Raw genomic sequence first — 21898 nt, forward strand, 5'->3', positions numbered from 1 at the left:
CTCAAAAGCCATTGAAACACCAACTTATCAAAAAGTGGCAAATCCATTGGTATTGTGAATTGTTTAGTGACACCACTAAGGCAGCAAAACCTTTGCTCCAAGTTCGATACTGACTGCCCGCTTCAGAAAGGTTTTGCTGGCATTCCCTTCCATGCATATATTGATCCATCGTTCTGAATCAGAAATTTGCGAAATCAAAAGCGTGGGATATGCTAATTCCATGGTCCAGCTATTTCTTCTGAGCCAAAGCCGGGAATGCAGAAATGTATGTCAAACAACTCGTACTAAGCAGAGATGAAAAAATCCCTACTTTACCGCGGCTTCCGCTACCCGGCAGAAATCATCAGTCATGTCGTGTGGCTCTACTTCCGGTTCGCGAGGCGAGTGGCAATACAAAGGCCGTGGAGCTGATCACCAAGATATCGTCGGCGGCCTGGCAGCACATCCTGCTGAATGGGCACTACACATTCAACAGCGGCGGCAAAATGATCGACCTGGACGTGCTTCTAGCCGGACTGGATTTGGGGTGACGGAATTTTCGGCGGTTCCGGCGTGGAACCCCTGAAAGTAGGTTTTTACACGTTCCGGTTTGCTCGCAATGTCGCTCATATGACTCTCAGTGGCTGCGCGTAATTTGTAAGCGTCCAGCCGCCCCACCTAGCATTGAACGATGACCTCATCCAGACTCACGCTCCCATCACAAGTAAAGAGGAGCGACATGAAACGAGATCAAACCAAGCGGCAGCAGTGGCAGCTACACATCGCCCAATGGCAGCAGAGTGCACTGAGCCAGCGCGCCTTTTGCGTAAGTGCAGGCCTCAAGTTCGCCACCTTCGACTATTGGCGGCGCGCACTCATCGCCGAACAGTCCGTTGAGAATAAGCCATCCCAATCGCAGCAGCCCGGCATTCAGCTATTACCCTTGCAAGTGACGCCTGCTGGGTCTGGTTCCATGGGACTGGTGTTGCGCAGCCCGCAAGGCTGGGAACTGCGTCTGCCACCCGAGGTCAAGGCGGACTGGCTGTCCGACCTGCTGCGTGGCCTGTGATGCAATGGCAGGCAGATGCCATCTGGCTGGCTGTGCAGCAGGTCGACATCCGCGCCGGGATCGACCGCCTGTCAACCTACGTCCAGCAAGCCCTGGGGCGTGCGCCTTGCGACGGTACTGCCTACGTATTCAGCAACCGGCGCCACACACGCCTCAAAGTGGTGTGCTGGGATGGCAACGGCGTGTGGATGTGCGTGCGCCGCCTGCACCGTGGTCAATTCGTCTGGCCCAAGCCTGGCGAGCTCAGTTGGCAATTGACCGCCGAGCAATGGCAGTGGCTGGTGGCCGGCGTCGATTGGCAGCGCTTGTCGGCACCGGCTCCGGCAGCCTGGGCACTGTAGCAAGTCCCTGTTAACTTCGACGCGATTCTGTTAACATGGCGCCATGGATCTGCTCGAACAACTCGCCCATACCAACGCCGACCCTGCGCTCCTTGCGCAGTTGCAGGCCATGCTGGCCCAGAAGGACGAGCTGATCGCTGCGAAGGATGCCCAACTACACGTCCTGCAGAGACAGCAGGATGCGTTGAGTGCCGCTGGGCACGCCAAGGACATCAAGATCAAGGCACTGACGCTGGAACTGGCGCATCACAAGCGCATCCGTTTCGGCAAGGCCGGCGAAGCCTACAGCGGCGAGCAACTGGATATGTTCAACGAAACCATCGATACGGACCTGGCGGCGATGGAGGCCGAACTGGAGGCGCTACAAGCGCCACGTCCGGCCAAGCCGCGCAGCCGTGCCGGTCGCCAGCCGCTGCCCAGCGAACTGCCGCGCATTGAGTACCGCCATGAACCAAGCTCTTGCCAATGTGCAGCCTGCGGGCGCGACCTGGTCAAGATCGGCGAAGACGTCAGCGAACAACTCGATGTCGAACCAGCACGCTTCTTTGTGCATCGCCATATTCGTCCTCAATATGCCTGCCGTGGCTGCGACACGGTCACCGCTGCGGCGATCCCGCCAGCGGTGATCGATGGTGGCCTCGCCGCTCCCGGTTTGTTGGCCTGGGTTGCGGTCAGCAAGTTTGCCGATCATTTGCCCCTGTACCGGCCGGAACAGATCGCTGCCCGCCAAGGGGTGCCGCTGGCGCGTTCTACGTTGGCAGAATGGATAGGTAAGCTCGGCGTGGCTTTGCAGCCCTTAAGCGAGCGCTTGGCCAAACTGCTGCGGCAACGGCCTTGCCTGCACGCCGACGAGACCCCGGTACGCCAGCTTGATCCCGGCCAGGGCAAGACCAAACACGCCTATTTGTGGGCCTATCGCTCCAACCATCTGGACCAGGGGCCACCCATTATCGTGTTTGACTACCAGAGCGGCCGTGCCGGTGCTCACGCACGCGCCTTCCTCGGTACTTGGCGCGGCCATCTTATGGTGGATGACTATGCCGGCTACAAGGCACTGTTCGCCGATGGCGTGACCGAACTGGCTTGCCTGGCCCATGTGCGGCGCAGGTTCTTCGAGCTACATGCGGCCAACGGCAGCCCGGTGGCGGCCGAGGCACTATGCCGCATCGCAACACTGTACGCCATTGAGCAACAGGCTGCGAGCGAGACGGCCGAAGCGCGCCTGCAACTACGGCAAGCGCAAGCCAGGCCGGTACTGGTTGAACTGCATGCCTGGCTGCTGACGATGCAACAAGCTGTCGCACCAGGCAGCGGCACGGGCAAGGCCATTGAGCACGCACTCAAACGCTGGCCGGCGCTGGTGCGCTATATCGATTCGGGCACGCTGCCGATCGATAACAATGCGGTCGAAAACGCGATACGTCCGATTGCCATAGGCAAGAAGAACTGGCTGTTCGCCGGCTCAGAACGCGCCGGCCGCCGTGCTGCCGCCATCCAGACCTTGCTGGGCACCGCCAGGCTCAATGGCCTTGATCCGATGCAATGGCTGACCAGCGTCCTAGAACGTCTCCCGACGTGCCCTAACAACCAGATCGATTCGCTGCTGCCATTTCCGAACTCTACACAGCTATAACTTCTTTTTATAGGTGGGGCGGCTGGACGCTTACCGTAATTTTTCTTTTGTGCTCACCGGAACCTTGCTTCGAATAACCTGCTTAAGGTCTGCGTTAAGACGTTCTTCTGGATTGAGTTCAGGGAGAGTTCACTTAAATCCGCATGCAAGCTTACTTTTTGGCTAGAATGGCACCGCGTTTGCGTATTCGCAGCAAAATTACCAGGACTTTACTCGATGAACACCACCACTACCGCCAACTTTGATGAGACCTTGCAAGAGGCTTTGCGTGTCAGTCAGACCAATGATGGCCCAGCAGCTATTGCACTGTTTCAGCAGGCATTGGCTATCAATCCGCAATCAGCGACTACTTATAGCTTGTTAGCGGCGGAATACATTACGCTCGGTTACGTAGCAGAAAGCGAAGCCGCTTATGCAAATGCCTTGATGCTCGCACCGGAGTTTCATTTGGCGCGCTTTCAGATGGGTTTGTTGCAGTTTACATCAGCCAGAGTGGCAATCGCTCTCCTGACCTGGCAGCCCTTACTAGCGTTGTCGGATGATCATGCTCTGAAGTTGTTTGTAATGGGCTTTGCCCATATGGCGCAGGACGATTTTGAGGTGGCGCTGGGGTATTTTGAGCGTGGCATACAAAGCAACATCGATATCCCGCCCTTAAATACGGATATTCAGCGGGTGATTAGGGAAATCAAGAGCTTGCAGGAAAAACTTGCGCTGGATGCGACAAATTCAACTGAGCCGACGCCAACAATCACGCCAGCAGAAGAGGAAAATAAGCACGAGTCTGAGGTAGAAACCAGTGCGCATTTCTTGTTGAATAATTATCAGCAGCAAGGGCCTTTGCATTAACCCTACATCCATGTCCAGATCGATTACTTCTGGAACTTGCACTACATTGCCGATGAATTTTGTGTAGAAGAAGCCAATAGCAAGTCTATGGCTTGTTCAACGACAGGTGCAAGTTCCGTGTCAGCTTGCATCTGGTTCTGGATGTCTTCCACCATGCGAAAGAACTGGGGGTCGGCAATCAGTCTGTCTCCCAGTTCATCCAACAGCACAGATTCTAAAAAAGCACGAAAAGCCTTCCTGCGCCTGTGTGGATCTTCCAGCGAAATTCCTGCCACCCTTTGAACAATCAAACTCCCCAAGTCTTTTTTTCCTTTGTGAGATTTATTATTCGCGGCATTTTTTTTTGAGTTGACGTTGCTCACATGCGTTGCTTTGCCAGCTTTACGCATGGAGTCGATTTGACTGCGGATAATACTTGCCAACTGGCTAGTGCTTTCAATTTTCATTGTATTCGCAATTAGATTTATCCGATTGAATTCAATTGCTTGGATTCCTTCAATATGTGGGTAAGAAAAGAACCCGAATTAATTGCTGCCAAAGCGGTTTTTCATCAAACGTTGTGCCAAGCGTTTTACCGCTTCTACATCATGCGCTTCGCCGGATAAAATTGCACGTGCATATGGAGCAGAAAAATTGGTTCTATCAAGCCTCAATGCCAATTCTATGTGTAACTCTGCTTTTTCTACTTGGTTTTGCATTGCTGCTATCACTGCTACAGCCCCGTGACTCTCGCTGAAGTTGCGATCAAGGCCCAACGCAGTTTCAAACTCTGCATTAGCAGCAGCCAAATCTCTTTGTATAAAATAAAGCCAGCCCAAACCTAAATGTGTGCCTATGTGCTCAGGCATGTACACAACTGCTTTCTGCAAGTAGGGTAATGCCTGGTCAATTTTCATGTCGTACATTTCAGTAAAGCCGAGCAACGACAAGATTCGTCCATCAGTAGAATTTTTTACCAGCGCCCGCATTAAACACTGTCGTGAAAGATCTGTATTTTTTTGTGCCAACGCCACTGTGGCATTTGCCACCAGTGCTTCGATCTGATCAGGGGCGGCAATGAGTGCTTGCCTTGCCCAACTGGCAGCCAATTCCATTTGTCCCATATCAACAGCAACCAGGCTGGCAATGCCTGCAGCCTGATCTTCGAGACGATTTAACCCTTGTTGTTGCAAGGCATAATTAAATGCATCCTCCAACCTGAGCGATCTATGCATGCACCTGAGCCACAATACCTGAAGCTGTCCAATATTTTCTATAACACTTCCAGCTTCCTGGAAAAGCACCTTGTCCAGTATTGCTAAAGCTCCTGCGAAGTCATTTTGCTGAAAACATATATAAGCAAGATTATGGACAATTGCCGGATGCGCGCCCTGCCGCTCTTCCAAACTTAGCAGTATCGCCTGAGCGTCCTGTAAGCGCCCTTGAGCAAGATATAGATTACTGGCACGGAATTGCCATGCAGCCAGGTCTGCTTGTCGGGATTGTGCGATGGTGAGGAATTGTTCGGCTTTTGAAAACAAGCCAGCCTGCAAAGCAGTCTCAAAGGCGTCTATCAACAAGACATTATTGTCAGGATCACTATTCAAATAGGACTCCAGGCGTGCGACTCTGGCACTCAATTCTTGTTGCCGTGCTGTTTGTACAACAGAAGGCGCGTTAGGAGCAATCAAGGTTTCCTCTTGCCCAGCCACTTTATTGGTCATCATATATCTCTTTCTCTTTCTACTTTGGAGGAAGCTTGTTTATCTCAATTTGTTTTGATTCTTCAACAGGCCAAGTCACAATCCCGCTGTACGGCCAAAAGCCGTCTCAGGTTTTTTAAGGCAGACAGGTGAATCTGAGAAATTCTTCCTCTACTTAAGTTCATTATTTCTGCTATTTCTTCAAACGGCGTGTGTTGCAGATAATGGTATCGCACCACTTTTTGTTCTTGTCTCGTCAACTGCTCTACAAGAGCGCGTATTTGCCCTTGCAATTGCTTTAGTTCCAGGCCTTCATAAACCGGCTGCACAACAAATGTTGGATTTTCATTGTTCACCATACCGCTATCGTCCAGCAGCCAGGAGAGTGCCAACCCTAAACCCACCTCTGCCAGGCGACGGAAAATCTGCGCTCCATCATCCTGAGTACCACTTTCATCCTGCAATGCTATTTCTTTACTGGCTTCCATCCTTTGTGCATTGAGACGCTTGCGTACGCTTATTTGTTGATGCTTCTCAGAGTGTACCTCCATGCTATTAAGGATGGCTCCGCGCATCCTTGGCCCGGCAAAGCTGGTAAATTTTGTGCTAGTCTCAGGATTAAACCTATCCATTGCATCCAGCATACCGACCAAAGCAATTTGATGATATTCGACAAACTCGACATGATTTCCATAACGTTTGACGTACATCGAAGCAGCAACAGTCTTGGCATAGGGCATATAAATGTCAATGAGTTGCTCCCGGGCCGCGAAGTCAGCGCTTGTTTTCCATTGAGCCCATAACGCAGCTTCGGAGTCCTCAGAGCCCGCTCTTTGCGCTTGTACATCCAATGTAGCATTGCCTGCCATCGCGAATGGAATATTAATGGAAAGAACCAACCAATGCCTTTAATACCAGGCTCCATCCATCTATTAATACAAACATTAATATTTTCAACGGTAAGGCGATGGAGATCGGAGGCATCATCATCATACCCAAGGCCATCAGGATGCTTGAAACCACCAGATCTATTAATAAAAAGGGCAAGAAAATAACAAAACCAATTTGAAAAGCAGCGCGCAGCTCTGAGAGCATGAATGCTGGTATCAATTGCAAATTGCTAATGTCGTCCATGGTTTCGGGTGGCTTGGATTTCGACAACTCCACCATCAATGCTAAATCCTGTTCACGCGTCTGCCTGACCATGAATTCGCGCATGGGTATACTCGTTTTTTCATAAGCCACTTCGGCATTTATCTTGCCTGACATGAAGGGCTGAAAAGCCTGGTCATTGATCGTCTGCATGGTTGGTGCCATGGTAAATAATGTCATGAATAAAGCCAGGCCTATCATGGCAGAATTAGGCGGTGTTTCCTGCATACCAATCGCATGCCGCAACATCGATAACACGATAATGATGCGTAAAAAAGCCGTCATGGAAACCAGAATCGCGGGCAACACTGCCAGTACCGTCAAACCCAAAATAACACGCAGTGCCTGGTTAGTGTCGCCAGCAGCGATGATGGACGGTTTTAACTTGTTGGACAGCGATTCTTCAGGCGAGGGAATAGTTGTGATTGTCTTTACAGCGCTGGTGGAAGGAGGCTTCACCGCCGGCAAAGCCTCGGTTTTTTCCTTGATTTCTTCTTTGTTTTGCTCTGCAGCTGGCGCCACTGTTTCTGGCGCACTTTGAGTAACAATGGCTTCTAAAGCCGCATCCCGCGCTTGCACCGGGGATATTAAACTGCACCAGAAAAACAATTGCAGGCAGCAGCAAATCAATGAACGATAAAAGGACATGTTGTTCATATTATGTCCGTTCATTTTGTTTGGGCAAATTTTGAGCACTTGCTTCAACATCGGATACTGCAGACAAATCCATTTTCTTTTTATCGAGTACCGTTACCTGATTATCTGAACAGGCTATCAGCAATTCATCACCATTCCAGCTAAGCAGGTGGATGCTGGTTTTGGCAGTTAACATGATTTGCTTTTTGATTTTCAATTCTGAATTACCGCTTTTTTTATCCAGCCCTGAAAGCTGTCCACGCAAATTAAATGCACCAGATTTAAACTTGATGATGACGTAGGCGAAAGCGAGGAGCAGCGCAAGGACGGTGATCAGCCAGGCAGGTGAAACATCATCTGTTTTTCCCTTGCCATTATCACGAATCACTGGGATATTCGCCGAAAGCTGCATCGGTGATGCAGGCGACGCCGTCGCAGATTGCGCAGCAGACGCACTTGCATTGAGAGTGGTCTGTGGCTGTGCACTTGCAGACAGCATCAGTAGGCTAAGAAAACACAGGCAGCCAGCCTGACCAAAGAACTTCAACAATGAATTCACAATAATGGCCCAGCACTGACATCAGGTCTTCAAAGGAACAGGTAATTCAGAAATCTGAATTGCGAATTGCCCATCAACTGCGACCAGATGGCCTCTGGCCACAGTGTGGCCTTCAAGAACCAGATCTATCTCCTGATCGACATCTGTGCCCAGCGTCACGATCTGATGCTGCTTTAAACCTAATAATTCACCAACAGTCATTTCAACCTCACCTACGTAGACCTGTAACTTGGCCTTTACTGCGTGTAATGGATTGATCGTCGTCATCACCGGAGCTGACTTATTGTTTGCGGTATGGTCTTGTGTATCAAGCTCAGGCAATTTGATCATTTGAATCTCGACTGCGTCTTGCGCAGTAACTTGCGCTCCGGAAGTGGATGCAGATTTTTCAGGATGTTGGTTCATATTTCATTCATTTCATAAATACTGCAGAAGTGCAAAATCAAGTTGGGGAGGTGATAACAACAACCATTTGCACAGTTATCGAAAACTGCCCCTATCAGGTTTTTGTTGCAGAAGATGGTGCTAATACTTCTATTGCTTTTTTATTCGATCTTCTACCTAAAAATGCCAGGCATAGCGCATCGCCATTGGCGAATCTGACTTGTAAAGGTTGCTCCAATCCATGTGGTAGGGGGATTACGTCACCAACTTGAATATGTTGCAAATTACCGAGTTCAATGTCGCACGGGCTAAGTTCGACACGAATACGTATTTTTTTATCCTGAACAGCTTGTACAATCGACTGCAACTTGCTTGATGGCACTTTACGTGTCAACTTGCGCTTGTTTTCATCCTCTGCCAAACCATCTGTTCCCAGCAATTGCTCAACACAAGCCTGATTCAATACCAGCACCATTTTCACGCCGCACCACTGAATCTCCAGTTGCACAGCGCCAGACCAAGACTTGTACAAATTTTGTGGTGGCGTACCGGCGGTCATTTCTGCTTTTGCACGTGACAGCAATTCAGTCAACTTGCTCAAGTATTCTTCCCAGGCCAGGCTTGCTACATGTTTGCCAGTAGCTCCTCTGGATTTGGATGAGACAGGCGCTGATTCGCTTGCAGAAAACAAGGCATCTTGGAGGTGCTCAAGATGCCTTGGAGGAGTTTGCATCCAGAATACTTGCGCACCCTCTCCTGAAACCTGACGCCAGCCTGCTGACGTCTCCTGTTTCTTTGTTGATGCTGAGGCGAGGCTGGCCAGAACTGAATGGCTTTCACCAGTCGCCAGCCAATCCTTGCTCCAGTCAGCGTTGACCATATCAATTTTTTTGCTTATCAAATCCAACTGTGCGGCAACCCACCAGCGCATCTTGTGCACTGCGCCTGAGCTCAAAATTTGGGGCTTGGCATTTACTTCAGACACTACTATTTACCCTTCATTGCAAACAGTTCTTGCAGCATTTCATTTGCGGTCGTAATGATTTGAGACGAAGCCTGATAGCCGCGCTGCATAATCACGAGGTCGCTGAACTCTTGTGAAAGATCGACATTTGAAATTTCCACCATGCCTGATTTGACGCTGCCAAATCCATTTTCACCAGCGCTGCCAGAATGCCAGGCTGTTGGATCCGTCGAGTCGAACTGATTGCCACCCACTGCCTGGACAGCATCCGTGGTATCGAAACGACCCAAGGCAAGGCGATTGCCCTTGCTGGTCTGGCCATTTGAATAAGTCATGACCAATACACCGTTCGCATCAAAACTGGCACCTGTCAGACTACCAGCAGAAAAACCATCCTGCGTATTGAATGCCAAGGGTGTCAGATTAGAGTTGGTCGGATTGGTAGGATTGGTAGGATTGGGTGTATTAGCTGCAAATGAGCTTACATCGGTACTAAAGTCCAACGTCAATGCCGTGCTGGTCATTCCTGCTGGCGCAAAGTTAATGACTACCTTTGAACTCGCCAGTACGGTTTTACCATTCAAAAATACGATATTTCCTGTGCCAACTGAAACACCATTCTCTGAGACATCAACCGACCAGTTATCCGTACTCGTCTTTGTTAACTTGGTTGTCAGGTTATGTTCGCCACCAGCGCTATCAATGACCTTGACGGAATTGACAGTGACCGTTGTGCTGCTGTAATCCACATTACCTTTAAAGGTAACCGTTGTGCTTGCCTTGGAATTGGATGCACGCGTGCCGTTGACGGTAATTTCCGCCAGTGCACCGCTGGTATCACGGCCCATGACTTTGCTGCCGTCAAGGCGGTTGACCAGTACGCCGCTGGAATTAAATTCAAACTGACCAGCACGTGTGTAATGCAACTTGCCATTGGCATCTTTAAGGGTAAACATGCCTGCGCCATCTACCGCAAGATCTAATGCATTACCTGTTTGCCTGAGCTCACCTTGCTTGAAGTTCAGCGTGGTTCCACTAGTCATCAGACCATGGCCGCTAGACCCAAAGGTACCTTTTGAAGTGCCGCTTTGGTCACCATTGGCATAGAACATGTCACCAAACTGCAAACTGGAGCTTTTAAAACCAGGGGTATTGATATTGGCAGTATTATTTGCAATGATCTTAAGGCCACGTGAGTAACCTTGCAAACCACTCATACCAATGTAGATAGAATCAAGCATTATTTTCCTTCTTTAATTTCAAATTTTTTTGCGAGCCATATTCACTGATGTCATAGACGATCAGCGAACGTTAATGATTTGATCCAGACCAACATTGTCTATCTTCAATCCACCCGCGATCGTCAAGGTCAACATCGGCGAGTCGCCTCTGAGTGACAGTCCGGCTACGACACCGGTCAAAGTACCGGTTTGTGTTGCAATATCGACGGTACGCCCAATCAAACCTACTGACTGCAGCGATGCCTGATTATTGATCAGGTGTTCGATATTCGTATTCAATTGCTGGGTCTGCTGCAAAGTGGTGAATTGCGCCATTTGTGCCATGAACTGCTGATTGTCCATGGGTTTCATTGGATCCTGGTAGTTAAGCTGAGTCAGCAAAATCTTCAAAAAATCCTGAATTCCCAGATTATTCGCTTGCAGGTTATTGGTAGCTGATGATGCACTACCTACTGAACTGATGGCCATTGCATCTCCTTTGCTTGTGACTTTACTTGTAAATATGAGTTAAAAAAATAATGAGTATCCCCAGCACCCGGCATATTTGCAACATCGGCAGGCTTAGTACTGTTCTCCGATGATGCTGATGGCTTGGCACCGTCTTTCAATATCTGCGCAATCATGTTCTTAGACAATTGCTCGCCATTCCATATCAGGGCTAACAATTGCACATTCTGTTTGGCAACCCAGTCATGTAATTGCTTTGCCAGTTGCGCCTTATCAATGTTGGCGTTGCTGTCTATGCCTAACCACAGGCGCAAACCTTCTTCGCTCCATTCTGCATGAAAGCGGATGGCTTCATGTTCTTCAGACAGCGAATCTGCTATATCTGCCGTTTGAGCACTTGCAGACTCTTCTTTAACTTCGCTCATTTCCGGTGCAGGCGTATCGGTTACAGACGTTGCCAGACTGGCAGTCAGTTTGCTCAAAGGCTGGTTAACTTGCTTATCCACACCTGTCATCTGATTCAAAGACTCAGCAGAAACGATTCTTGCCCCAAGACCTGTCATTTCTTGTAGCGCCATTTTTACGGCTTGCACAGTTTGCTCAAGCGGAGCAAAATCACCCGGCAATCCAGCCATCATGTTTTCATTGGCAAGGAGTGGCTGTACGCCTTCGAATGAAGAGGCCAAACTGTCTTGAGCAAATCCGTCCATGTCCGGTGCAGACGCTTGCTGTTTTACCGAAGAATTTCCGCTTTCAAGCGTAGCCACCATTGGTTCAGTAGTCCACCGTTGAACTGCGCTAGCAACCGGTAAAGCCTCGTTCGCCTTTACATTCTGTGTGTTCAAGTTTCTTTCATACACCACATCAGTGGCTGCAGCTTGTCTACCATTTCCATTTGAGTGAGAAGCCGTTCGCACGTCACTGCCTCGCTCGTGGACACTAGTCTTTTCTGCACTGCCCTGATGATGGGTTTGACTTAAGTCACGCGAACTGGATCCGCGCTCAGGTAGCGCCTCCTCATGACCTCCCCTGGCCGTCAAGCCTTGTCTCAGCCACTCTTGCATTTGTGACTGCTCCATCGCTTTTAACCAGGCTTGTTGTTTCGCCATATCCGGCGCGCCACTATTTTCAGTGCGCTGGCGCAGATTACTAACAGACGAGTCCTGATTCAAGCTCAAAGATGTCGCCACACTCATACGCTCGCCTCTCTTTTCTTTGTTCTCCACATACTTCTGGCATTCCAATCCCGGTCAATTTCTGCATTTTGCTGATGCAATTGCTCAAGAATATATTCATCCAAACATTCCTGGCGATGCGATTCAAACAATTCCATTTTCTGTTGCAGGTTAATGCATTCCTGGCGAATAGAATTACTTTTATTTTGCAAATCAATCAGTTCTTCCTGCTTGATCAACATCTCAGCTTTGAGTGTCAGTAAAAATTCAAGGGCAGATTGGTGCACGGAAACATTCATATGGCTATGCCAAGAAGTGCGTGCCAGTTGTGCCTGCTCTTGCTCACGCTGTTTCAGTTGCTCTATCAGTTGGCCACATTGCTGCACTTCCTGTTGCGCCTTGGCCAGATCAATTTCCAGTATATCGAGCTTCCATTGCGTCTGCTTCTGTACCGGGTCCAACTGGTAGCTAAAACCGCGCAAATCTACACTTGAACTCATACTCGATCCCTTAACATTTGCCTGCCCAGGATATTACCCAAATTCTGTATCGCCTGATCGCGCGGGAAGCCACCCTCGTCTTGCTTCAGCCAATTCAGCAGCTGGGTCTCTAGCTGCAAAGCCTGATCCAAAGCTGGGTTGCTGCCTGCCTGGTACGCCCCTATATCAACCATTTGGCGGTTACGTTCCAGCACTGCCATTTGCTTAACGGTTTCAATGGCCAGCATTTTTTGCTCTTGACTGACAATATCCGGCATCACACGGCTGACACTTTTAAGTATATCAATCGCCGGATACTGCCCCTTGTGCGCAAGTTGCCGCGCCAATACGATATGGCCATCCAGTATTGAGCGCAGGCTGTCTGAAATAGGCTCGTTCAAATCATCGCCTTCCACCAGCACTGTCATCAATGCGGTAATTGCACCACCGCTATCGGCAGTACCGCAGCGTTCACAAAGCTCAGGCAATTCTGCAAAAACCGACGGCGTATAGCCGCGCGCAGTTGGTGGTTCACCTGCTGACAAGCCGACTTCACGTCTAGCCATCGCAAAGCGAGTAACCGAATCCATAGTCAACAAAACCTGCAAGCCCTGGTCACGGAAATATTCGGCAATCGCCAAAGCCGCATAAGCGGCACGGATGCGCGCCAATGCTGGCTGATCAGAAGTCGCAACCACTACCACGGAGCGCTTCATACCTTCATCGCCCAGTTGCTTGTCGATGAATTCACGCACTTCCCTGCCACGTTCTCCGATCAAGGCAATAATATTGATATCAGCCTTGACGTGCCGGGCAACCATGCCCAGCAGGGTACTCTTACCGACACCACTACCAGCGAAAATACCTACCCTTTGTCCCTTGCCTATCGTCAACAAGGAATCAATGCAGCGTATTCCCGTTTCCAGTACTTTTTCTATCCTTGGCCTTTGCATGGGATTGATAGGTGCCGCTTTCAAAGGCTTTTTTAATTGCGTGCGCACTGGTGGTAAACCATCCAGAGGCTGGCCAAAGCCATCGATCACACGTCCCAGCAATTCCTCACCAACACCGATTTCTGCGTAGGCACCGTCGGCCACGACTTCACAACCTGCTGCAAGCCCCTGTACCGATCCATATGGCATCAAGGTCAGGTAACCCGCGCCTATACCTATCACTTCGGCAACGATGTGCTCAGCGGCATCACTTCCCTGATACTCACCACGTTTGGGGTAAATAGAACACAGTTCTCCGACGGTGGCATTCAAGCCAGTAACCTCAATCGACAATCCGCTGAACTGACGAACTTGTCCTATCCGTTTGATGAAAACGGACTTATTCAATTGTGCGTGGTATTCGTTAAGTCTGATCACGCTGCGCCTGTCAACTCAGTCTGATCGCCTGCAGCTACTTCAACTGCCCGAGTTTTTTCTGGTTCATGATGCAGTTTGTTCTTGCGTAGACTTCTGGCCTGCATCAAGCCTTGCTTCAAGACTTCAATCTGGAAGTCCAGCCTTGCATCCAGGCTTTGTTCACTGGAACGTATGATCAAGCCGCCCAATTTAATATTGGCATCCGAGACCCAGCGGAACTGATAAGAACCAATTTCTTTATTCATGGAAGATGCATTGCCAGGGCCGGAATTCGCGGCAGTCATCAGTGCATAGTCATCCGGATGGAGATGAACGGCAAACTCGGTGTCAGTCAAGTGCTGCTTGACCAGGGAGTTGATCAACTCACGTATAGCAGTCTCCGAACTTAGAGATTCACCCAAGATTTTTGTGACTGCGGCAAAACTTAATGCAACCAGCTCATCTTCAGCATCCCGCATGTAATTTCCTAGTTGCACGGGCAAGCCGACGAGCATTTGCTCAAATTGTGCTAAATGCTGATGCAGATTTTTCTTCAACTCAGCAGCCTGGTTTTGCGCAGCAGTCAGGCCTTCTTTTTGCCCATTGGCAAATCCCTGCTGCTGACCCAGTTTGTACGCTTCCTGAAACAACTGCTCGCGCTTCCCATCAAGTTCAGCCTGCAGCTTTTGCTCGACTTCACGCACTGCCAGCGCGTGCCCTTCGATTTTACCTGCCAGATAGCCTTCTTCGTAGCGGTCGACGACGGGCAATTTGCTGGAGGTCGCTGGCATCCCGAAATTCACAGTTGCAGGTTTGCTGTCGAGTGGACGAATATCGCTCTCTACTTTATTTTTTACAGCAAAATTCTTTTCAGCTGGTTTGCCAGGTCTGTGCAAGGTATGCACATGGTTGTGTACCAGCACATCGCGCAGAACCTGCATATTCTTTTTGATTGTCGGCTGCCCCTTCATCCTCAGTATTCCTTTTGCATGGAAGTGGTTTTTCTGCCGAACCCCAGGCGACTCAACATTTGCGCAACTATGCCTGCGCTTTCCAATGCTTTAGTTGAAGAGGCAATGGCACGGGGAGCCGGAACTTGGCGGATAATTTCTGCAATCAAGGCCTGTTGCAATTTTTTTGCGCGCACTGTTGGTTCAGACAAATATGGTTCCCTGTTGGGATTGCTGGCCTCTTGAATACGACGTGCCATGCTGGCATCAAAGCTTGCGAGGAATTGATTCTTCCAGGTCCAGCGGTGAATTTGCAAGAAATAAGCCAGTAACTCAGGTGACTCCTCCGCCAGTACCCGGAAAATATCGCGGTAATCAGCGGTATCCAGGCAAGCTATCTGTTGCTCCATACTCAGGTCAGCCACATTTGCTGGCCATGTCACTGTCGCCGAGGTTTCGCGTGCAGGATTGTTCACGCTATTGATATCAGACAGCAGCTCCTGGTCTGCTGGCAAGCCAAGTTCTTTCAATTCACTCAGCAATTGATTCAGTATCTGGTTGTCTCTGTCATCCAGATTGCCCAGTATCCATTGCTTGTCAGCTTCACTCATGGAGTGCAGCAACAAAGCAGAGCGCCGGGTATTTTCAGAAATTTGCATCATATTCTCAATGAAAAACTTAACTGCGCTGTTTAGTATCAGCAACAGGTTCTGCGGAAGCATTGGCTTCTGATTGACGCATCCAGTTCTGGATCTGCATCAAGGCCTGTTCTCGTTGCTGACTATTCATGGCTGCATTGCCTTTATTCTTTGCAGATGATTGCACCAGATACATGACAAGTACAATCACAGCTAATATAGCCAATAAACTGGTAATGATCTTAAAAGTATCAAGCTCTGCTGCCAGCTTTCGCGCATCTTGCGGCGCTACATCAGCTTTATAGCCAGAAGTTTGCTGAGCCGCACTGGCAAATGAATCGTTCAGTTTGACATCCTGACCTGGCAGAGCGTGCAGGCTTTGCACGACGACAGTATCGCCACGTTCAGCAACCACACCAACTGCAGCAGCAACTAAAGCCCTGACTTTTTCAGTCTCGGCTTCATCCAGAGATTTTCGTACAACAGCGACCACATTAATTTTTTGTATTGAACCTGGTTGCCCAATCACCTGCTCAACTTTGCGGCCAACTTGATATTCAGTTTCTCTTTGTGAACTGGCACCGCGTGCATTCTGTGGTTGCGATACATCTGCAGGTGCGCCGGATTCTTTCACTGTTTCTTTTTCGCGGATGATGACCCCAGTCGGCGTCTGCCCTGCCGTTGCAGGTGCGGAAATCACGTTTTCTGTCGTCACACGAACCTGATCCATGTTCAACACCACGTCAACACTTGCCATTGCCTGACCTGCGCCAAAGCTATGTTCCAACACTTCATTGACTTTATGTACCAACAAAGTCTCAGTATCTTTTTTCAGATCGAGATTTCCGGTACTTAACTCTACTTCACCTGGAACGGCATTATTGCGCGTCAGGGCAATACCCTGGCGGTCAACGATCGTGACGTCCTGAATTTGTATGCCGGGTACAGCTGCGGCCACCAGCCTTTGTATGCCTGTAATTTGCTCCTGCCTCAATTTTTTGCCGGGCTTTAAAGCAATGGTAATCGCAGCCTTGGGTTTATTATTGCTGCGCTTGAACAAGGCCTCTTCAGGCAAGGCCAGATGAACACGCACGTCCTTGACTTCATCCAGTGAAGAAATGGTACGGGTGATTTCGCCTTGCAAGGCGCGCTGGAAATTGATCTTTTGCGCGAATTCTGTCATCCCAAAATCGCTGCTATTGAACAATTCAAAACCAACCGCACCGTTCAGTGGGATTTCTTTCCCCATCAGTTTGAGTCGTGTTGTGTGTACGATTTCTTTGTCAACTAGAATAGCATTGCCACCCTCACCTATCTTGTAAGGGATTTTCAGGCGATCCAGTTCTGCCACCATGGCGGCACTGTCTTGTGGCTTCAGATCAGAAAACAGCACCTGATAATCCGTACGCAGCAACCATACCGCGCACCACGCAGTGATGACGAAAATAGCCAACAGTCCACCTACGAAACCAATCCTGGCAGAACTGCTTAGCGTATTCCAAAAATTTTTTATCACAACCCACTCCAACCACGATTACAAGAGATGCCAGGAAAGCATCCTGTCTTTCAATTCAATATTGCTACATCAAGCAATATCACGCTATATCTGCATCTTCATAATGTCCTGGTAAGATTCCAGCAAACGGTTCCTGACCTGCAACATCAATTGAAATGACAATCGGCTTTCTTCCATGCGTATCATGACTTGATGCAGGTTTTGCACCTCACCCGTCGCCAGCGCTTGCAAATCAGCCTGTGATGTTTGCAACTGCTCGTTGACCTGCGCCAGACCCTGGCTGACCATATTGCCAAAGCTTTGCGCCGGAGCAGCTGCATTGGCCAGCGGCTCTATAGAAGCGATAGCGCTTGGTGCTATAAATTGTGAAATGCTTGCGACTTGCATCAGTTAGCTCCTCCACCGATTTCCAGCGCTTTGAGCGCCAGGTTTCTTGCTGTGTTCATTGCTGCGACATTGGCTTCATAAGCCCGCATCGCACTCATCATGGTGACCATCTCGGTTGCAGAATCAACGGCAGGGTAAGCCACGAAGCCCTTGGCGTCAGCATAAGGGTGACCAGGTTCGTGCACCATGCGTGCTGGCTTATCAACGCCTTCGATAGAAAAACTTCTGCCAGCATTGCCAATTGTGAACAAGCCAGTCTCACCGATCATGTCTGAAAAATTGCTGCCTGGAGCTGCACTTCTGGCGATAACGCGCAGTGGCTGGTAGCCTGTGCCATCCGCTTCCCGCACGGTATTGGCATTGGCCAGGTTCATGGCAGCTACGTCTACCCTGGCACGCTCAAAAGACATGCCAACTGCACTGATGCCGAAAGATTGTCGATAATCCATTTGAAAATCCTTAATTATTTTTTGCCGTCGGTGACAGCGCTGGACATGATTGCATAGTGGCGGTTCAATGCCTTGATCAAGGCCTGGTATTGCACCGTGTTATGCGCCATGGCAGCAACTTCCGTGTCCAGCGACACTTTTGCAGGATTGCCATTCACATCAAATATCGGCTCCAGTTCCAACTGGCCTACGCTGTGCTTATGCTTGCCTTTACCCTGTGTTGGTGCAGAAAGCTGCTCCAACTGCTCCATGTAGCTGGCAAAGTTGATTTGCACAGGAACATATCCTTCTGTATTGACGTTGGCAATGTTGTTGGCAATTGCCTGATGCCTGAGTGTCGCAGCATCCAGTGCCAGACCTACAGTCGCTGTTGTCACGGATTGAAGATTGTGAATCATAAATAATGGGCGTATAAAATTATTGAATAATCAGTTCTGCATGTAAGGCACCAGCGGCCTTGACTGCCCTCAATATGGAAATAATGTCGCGGGTATTGGTTTTGATACGGACCAGCGAGCGTACCAGGTCAGCGACCGTATTACCTTCGGATAAAAATGCAGATTCTTTCTTTTCGTCTACGTCCAGCTTGGTGTTGGTCACAATCGCAGTACGTATTGCACTACTTGCCTGGCCAATCACAAATGGTTGTGAAGCGGTATTCTGGCTGGCGACAGAAATTTTGATATCGCCATGAGAAATCGATACCCTGGAGATCTGGACATCGCCACCAGCCACAACCACGCCAGTGCGCTCATTGATCACCACTTTAGCGCGGCGGTCCGGTTCTACCAGAACATTCTCAATGCTGGCAATAAAATCCACCAACTGGTCTTTTTGATTATCTGCAACCTGTATCTGTATGCCCGATGCATCGCTGGCGACAGCAATAGGGCCGTACTTTGCATTGATGGCCTTGGCTACACGGCTGGCAGTCGTGTAGTCGGGTTCACTCAGCAAAAAAGTCAGCTTTTGGTCTTTGTTCAGCATTTGCGAACTGACACCCACTTCAACAATCGCCCCATTTGGCACTGAGCCAACAGTGGGGTGATTCTTCTGGATGATGTTGCCATTAGCATCATAGCGATAACCACCAACTGACAACGCACCCTGCGCAAGTGCATACACGCGGCCGTTTGGTGCTTTCAGTGGTGTACTCAACAGATTGCCACCCACCAGACTACGGGCATCGCCAGCGGAGGTAATAGTCACATCCAAAGTTTCGCCCTCACGTGCAAAGGCGGGCAGCATGGCACTAACCATCACAACTGCCACGTTGCGGCTTTGCACTTGGTCCACCGGAATCGTCAGGTTGAATTGCGAATACACATTCGCCAGCACTTGCTTGGTTGTGCGGTTGGAAGTAGAGTCACCTGTACCAGCCAGACCCGTCACGATGCCATAACCGACCAGCGCATTTTCACGCCAGCCTTGCAGCTTGCCAATATCTTTGACCCTCACTTCTTTCAGGTCGTGCACTTCAGTTGCCTTGGCCTGATTAATTGCCTGGGCATCCTGTGCAAAAACAAAAGTCGCCAACAACAGGGCCTGTATTAAATACATCATATTCCGTAATCCCATTACAAACCCATCCCGTCGAGCAGACGACGCCACCAGCTGCGGCGTTGTCTGTCAGTAATTTCACCCTCGCCTACATAGACGATTTTGGCGTCTGACAAGCGGGTAGAAATCACGACATTCTGGTCAGAGATATCCTGAGGACGAACCCGGCCTTCAAGACTCACTCTTTGTACTTCATCATTCACCATCAGCGCCTGTTCGCCGGAGACGCCAAGATCACCATTGGAGTAAACTTCGCGCACTGCCACCGACAGCGTCGCTAGCAATTTATTGCTACGCTGTGTCTTGCCGCCGCCGTCAAATTCACCGCCAACGTTGACGCCAAATTGTTTCAAGCTGCCACCATTCTTGCTCAGCTCGGCAGAAACGCCTTCTTTCCTGCGGGTACCGGTATCGATACTGGTGGATGCGGTCGAATTCTCAAATACCTGCACTGTCAGCACATCACCCACGCGATAAGCCTTGTTGTCCGAAGTCAGCGCACGGTAAGTTGATTCCTTGTACAAGCTATCGGCAAATGCAGGCGCGGCAGGCATGCCGATTCCACAGGCAGCAATAAAAATCATGCTGACCATGCCCAAGCACTTTTGCATCCGTGTTTCCAGTTCCATTAACGCAACTCCACTTTTCCCGGTTCAATTATTTTAGCCAGAATTTGATTATTTGAATTACCAGGACGCACCTTGATGGTTTGCCCGACATAACCATCCTGCATCGCCTCTACCCGACTTTCTATGCTGACCAGGCCATCGCGCGCCAGCAACACGACAGCGTCGCCACGCGCTACATCAGGTACGGTTTCCACATTCGCCCGGCTCAAGATTGCACCTTTGCGCAGGCCTGTTTTTGCCCTGACTGCTGCCTTGGAAAAATCGACTGGCGATATCGGTTCGCTCAGGTCGGCGAAAATATCCACTTCTCTCAGTTCCACATCTGCTGCTGAGACAGCATTACCTCTGGCAACATCATGTTTGGCCATGAAGGCTTGTCTGCTGCCACTAACCTCAAACGAGACTGGCACACTTTTTATCAGATGATCTGATACCAGCACATCCAGCAACACCGTCAATTTCTTGCGCATGCTTAGTGGTTCGGACAAACGCGACACCCGCATCTTCACTTCACCTGTTGGCACTGTCAGCGCCTGCAATTCACCCTGATCCCGAATCTCAATATTGCTACCACCTGCATTTGATTTGAGCCAGTCTTCCAACAAAGTCCGGGCATAGCCACGCATCCTTGCCGCATCCACCAACTGCATCTGCAATGCAATATTGACAGCATCAGCACCTGTCCAGCGAATATCCCTGCTGCGTATGCCCGCATGTTGCCTTACCCACTTCTCCAGCGACGTGCGCTGCACTACCATATTGCCAGCCGTCAGCGACATCGTGCCTATTGGCATGGCCAGCAACTGCGTTTCTTCTTTTTGCATAGTGGCATCTGCATTCACCACGTCCGCCAATACCAGCCTGGCCGACTTTACTTGTGCAGTACTGCGCAATTCCAGCTGCACGGGTTTTGCCGCAGCCATGTCAGCAAGCAGACACGATGCAAACAATGACTGCAATACAAACCTGGCCGTCTTCACAAACATTTACTTACGCAGGTTGTTGACCAGCCCCAGCATTTCATCCGATGCCTGTACGATCTTGACATTGGCTTCATAGGTACGCTGGGCGATCATCAGGTTCAGCATTTCATCCAGCATCTTGACGTTGGAGGCTTCAACATATCCCTGCATGATGCTGCCGACACCGTTTTCACCGGCAATGCCTGCAACGGCCTCGCCAGAAGTCTCGCTGGTTTTATACAGATTTTCGCCCAGCGCAGTCAGTTGACCATTGCTGGAAAAACGCACAAGTTCAAGCTGACCGACATCACTCATACCAGTTTGCCCGGCAAAGCTGACTTGCACCCGACCGTCTGCGCTGATATGCAAATTTTTTGCACCATCGGGAATAGTAATGCCAGGCTTTAATGGCTGACCACTTTGCAAGGCAAGCTGACCATCCTTGTTGACTTTCAGACTACCGCCGCGGCTATAGGCAATGGAATTGTCAGGCATCATGACAGAGACAAAACCATCACCCTGGATGGCAATATCAAATGCAGAATCAGATTTCTTCAATTCGCCTGCATCAAACAATTTGCTCATGCTGGCAATGGCAACACCAGCACCAAACTTGCCGCTTTGCGCCAGCGCCCCCAGGCTGTCTGCGCCGCCAAGTTGCGCTGTCAATCTGGTGTCAGGCACCATCATGTCAGAGAAACTGACGCGTCCTTTTTTAAAGCCATTGGTGTTGGCATTGGCGAGGTTGTTGGCAATGGTATCAACATTGGTCTGTTGCGCCTGCATACCAGTAGCGCCTATGTATAGTGCGTCAAACATTCTTTATCCTTGCTTGAAAATCATTTATATCGTTTGCAGAACTAGCTTA

At 49.7% G+C, this 21898-nt stretch carries 27 protein-coding genes; 5 read left to right on the top strand and 22 right to left on the bottom strand.

The window, feature by feature from the left end; genetic code table 11:
- Positions 1-263 precede the first annotated feature (263 nt).
- The 5 genes from H8L47_RS26395 (at position 264) to H8L47_RS26415 (ending at position 3871) form a co-directional block, all read left to right on the top strand.
- Positions 264-530, top strand: a complete 267-nt coding sequence (locus H8L47_RS26395; protein WP_186956852.1) for a hypothetical protein — start codon at positions 264-266, stop codon at positions 528-530.
- 188 nt (positions 531-718) lie between these two features.
- Complete coding sequence (gene tnpA / locus H8L47_RS26400) at positions 719-1048, top strand: IS66 family insertion sequence element accessory protein TnpA (protein WP_186956820.1); 330 nt, start codon at positions 719-721, stop codon at positions 1046-1048.
- Positions 1048-1389 (top strand): IS66 family insertion sequence element accessory protein TnpB, encoded by a 342-nt coding sequence (gene tnpB, locus H8L47_RS26405; RefSeq protein ID WP_186956821.1) that lies wholly within the window; start codon positions 1048-1050, stop codon positions 1387-1389. The genes tnpA and tnpB overlap by 1 nt, the downstream gene beginning before the upstream one ends.
- 43 nt (positions 1390-1432) lie before the next feature.
- Positions 1433-3022, top strand: a complete 1590-nt coding sequence (gene tnpC, locus H8L47_RS26410; protein ID WP_186956822.1) for an IS66 family transposase — start codon at positions 1433-1435, stop codon at positions 3020-3022.
- Between the two features lie 216 nt (positions 3023-3238).
- A complete protein-coding gene (locus tag H8L47_RS26415) occupies positions 3239-3871 on the top strand; it encodes a tetratricopeptide repeat protein (protein WP_186956823.1) in 633 nt (210 codons plus the stop codon).
- A gap of 41 nt (positions 3872-3912) precedes the next feature.
- On the opposite strand, the gene H8L47_RS26420 is transcribed toward H8L47_RS26415, so the two are convergent.
- From H8L47_RS26420 to flgG, 22 genes are all read right to left on the bottom strand, one after another.
- Positions 3913-4317 carry a hypothetical protein gene (locus H8L47_RS26420; RefSeq protein WP_186956824.1) on the bottom strand — a complete coding sequence of 135 codons (405 nt, stop codon included), beginning with the start codon at positions 4315-4317 and terminating at the stop codon, positions 3913-3915.
- A gap of 78 nt (positions 4318-4395) precedes the next feature.
- Positions 4396-5457: a tetratricopeptide repeat protein gene (locus tag H8L47_RS26425; protein WP_186956825.1), complete on the bottom strand. Its 1062-nt coding sequence runs from the start codon at positions 5455-5457 to the stop codon at positions 4396-4398.
- A 179-nt stretch (positions 5458-5636) separates the two neighbouring features.
- Positions 5637-6422: a sigma-70 family RNA polymerase sigma factor gene (locus tag H8L47_RS26430; RefSeq protein WP_186956826.1), complete on the bottom strand. Its 786-nt coding sequence runs from the start codon at positions 6420-6422 to the stop codon at positions 5637-5639.
- Between the two features lie 13 nt (positions 6423-6435).
- The gene (fliP, locus tag H8L47_RS26435) at positions 6436-7362 is read right to left on the bottom strand and encodes a flagellar type III secretion system pore protein FliP (protein WP_230413923.1); all 927 of its coding nucleotides are present in this window, start codon (positions 7360-7362) and stop codon (positions 6436-6438) included.
- 1 nt (position 7363) lies between these two features.
- On the bottom strand, positions 7364-7900 hold the full coding sequence (locus H8L47_RS26440; RefSeq protein WP_186956827.1) for a FliO/MopB family protein: 537 nt from the start codon (positions 7898-7900) through the stop codon (positions 7364-7366).
- Between the two features lie 21 nt (positions 7901-7921).
- Entirely contained in the window at positions 7922-8305 is a 384-nt protein-coding gene (locus tag H8L47_RS26445; protein WP_186956828.1) for a FliM/FliN family flagellar motor switch protein, read from the bottom strand.
- Between the two features lie 94 nt (positions 8306-8399).
- Positions 8400-9269, bottom strand: a complete 870-nt coding sequence (locus tag H8L47_RS30355) for a FliM/FliN family flagellar motor switch protein (protein WP_186956829.1) — start codon at positions 9267-9269, stop codon at positions 8400-8402.
- A gap of 2 nt (positions 9270-9271) precedes the next feature.
- A complete protein-coding gene (locus tag H8L47_RS26455) occupies positions 9272-10489 on the bottom strand; it encodes a flagellar hook protein FlgE (protein WP_186956830.1) in 1218 nt (405 codons plus the stop codon).
- Between the two features lie 60 nt (positions 10490-10549).
- Positions 10550-10957, bottom strand: coding sequence for a flagellar hook assembly protein FlgD (locus H8L47_RS26460; protein WP_186956831.1), 408 nt, complete (start codon positions 10955-10957; stop codon positions 10550-10552).
- Complete coding sequence (locus tag H8L47_RS26465) at positions 10939-12132, bottom strand: hypothetical protein (protein ID WP_186956832.1); 1194 nt, start codon at positions 12130-12132, stop codon at positions 10939-10941. Before H8L47_RS26465 ends, H8L47_RS26460 begins: the two co-directional genes overlap by 19 nt.
- Positions 12129-12611 (bottom strand): hypothetical protein, encoded by a 483-nt coding sequence (locus H8L47_RS26470; protein ID WP_186956833.1) that lies wholly within the window; start codon positions 12609-12611, stop codon positions 12129-12131. The genes H8L47_RS26465 and H8L47_RS26470 overlap by 4 nt, the downstream gene beginning before the upstream one ends.
- Positions 12608-13960 (bottom strand): FliI/YscN family ATPase, encoded by a 1353-nt coding sequence (locus H8L47_RS26475; protein ID WP_186956834.1) that lies wholly within the window; start codon positions 13958-13960, stop codon positions 12608-12610. The genes H8L47_RS26470 and H8L47_RS26475 overlap by 4 nt, the downstream gene beginning before the upstream one ends.
- A complete protein-coding gene (locus H8L47_RS26480; protein WP_186956835.1) occupies positions 13957-14880 on the bottom strand; it encodes a FliH/SctL family protein in 924 nt (307 codons plus the stop codon). Before H8L47_RS26480 ends, H8L47_RS26475 begins: the two co-directional genes overlap by 4 nt.
- Before the next feature lie 32 nt (positions 14881-14912).
- On the bottom strand, positions 14913-15548 hold the full coding sequence (locus tag H8L47_RS26485; protein ID WP_186956836.1) for a hypothetical protein: 636 nt from the start codon (positions 15546-15548) through the stop codon (positions 14913-14915).
- A 19-nt stretch (positions 15549-15567) separates the two neighbouring features.
- Complete coding sequence (gene fliF, locus H8L47_RS26490) at positions 15568-17043, bottom strand: flagellar basal-body MS-ring/collar protein FliF (protein ID WP_186956837.1); 1476 nt, start codon at positions 17041-17043, stop codon at positions 15568-15570.
- Positions 17044-17127: 84 nt separating this feature from the next.
- Complete coding sequence (gene fliE, locus H8L47_RS26495) at positions 17128-17430, bottom strand: flagellar hook-basal body complex protein FliE (protein WP_186956838.1); 303 nt, start codon at positions 17428-17430, stop codon at positions 17128-17130.
- Positions 17430-17879 (bottom strand): flagellar basal body rod protein FlgC, encoded by a 450-nt coding sequence (flgC, locus tag H8L47_RS26500; RefSeq protein ID WP_186956839.1) that lies wholly within the window; start codon positions 17877-17879, stop codon positions 17430-17432. The genes fliE and flgC overlap by 1 nt, the downstream gene beginning before the upstream one ends.
- A gap of 14 nt (positions 17880-17893) precedes the next feature.
- Positions 17894-18277: a flagellar basal body rod protein FlgB gene (flgB, locus tag H8L47_RS26505; RefSeq protein ID WP_186956840.1), complete on the bottom strand. Its 384-nt coding sequence runs from the start codon at positions 18275-18277 to the stop codon at positions 17894-17896.
- A 19-nt stretch (positions 18278-18296) separates the two neighbouring features.
- Positions 18297-19442 carry a flagellar basal body P-ring protein FlgI gene (locus H8L47_RS26510; RefSeq protein WP_186956841.1) on the bottom strand — a complete coding sequence of 382 codons (1146 nt, stop codon included), beginning with the start codon at positions 19440-19442 and terminating at the stop codon, positions 18297-18299.
- Between the two features lie 14 nt (positions 19443-19456).
- A complete protein-coding gene (locus tag H8L47_RS26515) occupies positions 19457-20050 on the bottom strand; it encodes a flagellar basal body L-ring protein FlgH (RefSeq protein WP_222616698.1) in 594 nt (197 codons plus the stop codon).
- A gap of 17 nt (positions 20051-20067) precedes the next feature.
- Positions 20068-20991: a flagellar basal body P-ring formation chaperone FlgA gene (gene flgA / locus H8L47_RS26520; protein ID WP_186956842.1), complete on the bottom strand. Its 924-nt coding sequence runs from the start codon at positions 20989-20991 to the stop codon at positions 20068-20070.
- Between the two features lie 63 nt (positions 20992-21054).
- Complete coding sequence (gene flgG, locus H8L47_RS26525) at positions 21055-21849, bottom strand: flagellar basal-body rod protein FlgG (protein ID WP_186956843.1); 795 nt, start codon at positions 21847-21849, stop codon at positions 21055-21057.
- Positions 21850-21898 lie beyond the last annotated feature (49 nt).

It is taken from the genome of Undibacterium umbellatum, assembly GCF_014284125.1.
GTDB lineage: Bacteria > Pseudomonadota > Gammaproteobacteria > Burkholderiales > Burkholderiaceae_D > Undibacterium > Undibacterium umbellatum.

Excerpts from the sequence above, each read along its gene's own strand:
- H8L47_RS26395 (WP_186956852.1), top strand. The coding sequence starts at position 264 with ATGTATGTCAAACAACTCGTACTAAGCAGAGATGAAAAAATCCCTACT.
- tnpA (WP_186956820.1), top strand. The coding sequence starts at position 719 with ATGAAACGAGATCAAACCAAGCGGCAGCAGTGGCAGCTACACATCGCC.
- tnpB (WP_186956821.1), top strand. The coding sequence starts at position 1,048 with ATGCAATGGCAGGCAGATGCCATCTGGCTGGCTGTGCAGCAGGTCGAC.
- tnpC (WP_186956822.1), top strand. The coding sequence starts at position 1,433 with ATGGATCTGCTCGAACAACTCGCCCATACCAACGCCGACCCTGCGCTC.
- H8L47_RS26415 (WP_186956823.1), top strand. The coding sequence starts at position 3,239 with ATGAACACCACCACTACCGCCAACTTTGATGAGACCTTGCAAGAGGCT.
- H8L47_RS26420 (WP_186956824.1), bottom strand. The coding sequence starts at position 4,317 with ATGAAAATTGAAAGCACTAGCCAGTTGGCAAGTATTATCCGCAGTCAA.
- H8L47_RS26430 (WP_186956826.1), bottom strand. The coding sequence starts at position 6,422 with ATGGCAGGCAATGCTACATTGGATGTACAAGCGCAAAGAGCGGGCTCT.
- fliP (WP_230413923.1), bottom strand. The coding sequence starts at position 7,362 with ATGAACAACATGTCCTTTTATCGTTCATTGATTTGCTGCTGCCTGCAA.
- H8L47_RS26445 (WP_186956828.1), bottom strand. The coding sequence starts at position 8,305 with ATGAACCAACATCCTGAAAAATCTGCATCCACTTCCGGAGCGCAAGTT.
- H8L47_RS26455 (WP_186956830.1), bottom strand. The coding sequence starts at position 10,489 with ATGCTTGATTCTATCTACATTGGTATGAGTGGTTTGCAAGGTTACTCA.
- H8L47_RS26460 (WP_186956831.1), bottom strand. The coding sequence starts at position 10,957 with ATGGCCATCAGTTCAGTAGGTAGTGCATCATCAGCTACCAATAACCTG.
- H8L47_RS26465 (WP_186956832.1), bottom strand. The coding sequence starts at position 12,132 with ATGAGTGTGGCGACATCTTTGAGCTTGAATCAGGACTCGTCTGTTAGT.
- H8L47_RS26470 (WP_186956833.1), bottom strand. The coding sequence starts at position 12,611 with ATGAGTTCAAGTGTAGATTTGCGCGGTTTTAGCTACCAGTTGGACCCG.
- H8L47_RS26480 (WP_186956835.1), bottom strand. The coding sequence starts at position 14,880 with ATGCAGGTTCTGCGCGATGTGCTGGTACACAACCATGTGCATACCTTG.
- H8L47_RS26485 (WP_186956836.1), bottom strand. The coding sequence starts at position 15,548 with ATGCAAATTTCTGAAAATACCCGGCGCTCTGCTTTGTTGCTGCACTCC.
- fliE (WP_186956838.1), bottom strand. The coding sequence starts at position 17,430 with ATGCAAGTCGCAAGCATTTCACAATTTATAGCACCAAGCGCTATCGCT.
- flgC (WP_186956839.1), bottom strand. The coding sequence starts at position 17,879 with ATGGATTATCGACAATCTTTCGGCATCAGTGCAGTTGGCATGTCTTTT.
- flgB (WP_186956840.1), bottom strand. The coding sequence starts at position 18,277 with ATGATTCACAATCTTCAATCCGTGACAACAGCGACTGTAGGTCTGGCA.
- H8L47_RS26510 (WP_186956841.1), bottom strand. The coding sequence starts at position 19,442 with ATGATGTATTTAATACAGGCCCTGTTGTTGGCGACTTTTGTTTTTGCA.
- H8L47_RS26515 (WP_222616698.1), bottom strand. The coding sequence starts at position 20,050 with ATGCAAAAGTGCTTGGGCATGGTCAGCATGATTTTTATTGCTGCCTGT.
- flgA (WP_186956842.1), bottom strand. The coding sequence starts at position 20,991 with ATGGCTGCGGCAAAACCCGTGCAGCTGGAATTGCGCAGTACTGCACAA.
- flgG (WP_186956843.1), bottom strand. The coding sequence starts at position 21,849 with ATGTTTGACGCACTATACATAGGCGCTACTGGTATGCAGGCGCAACAG.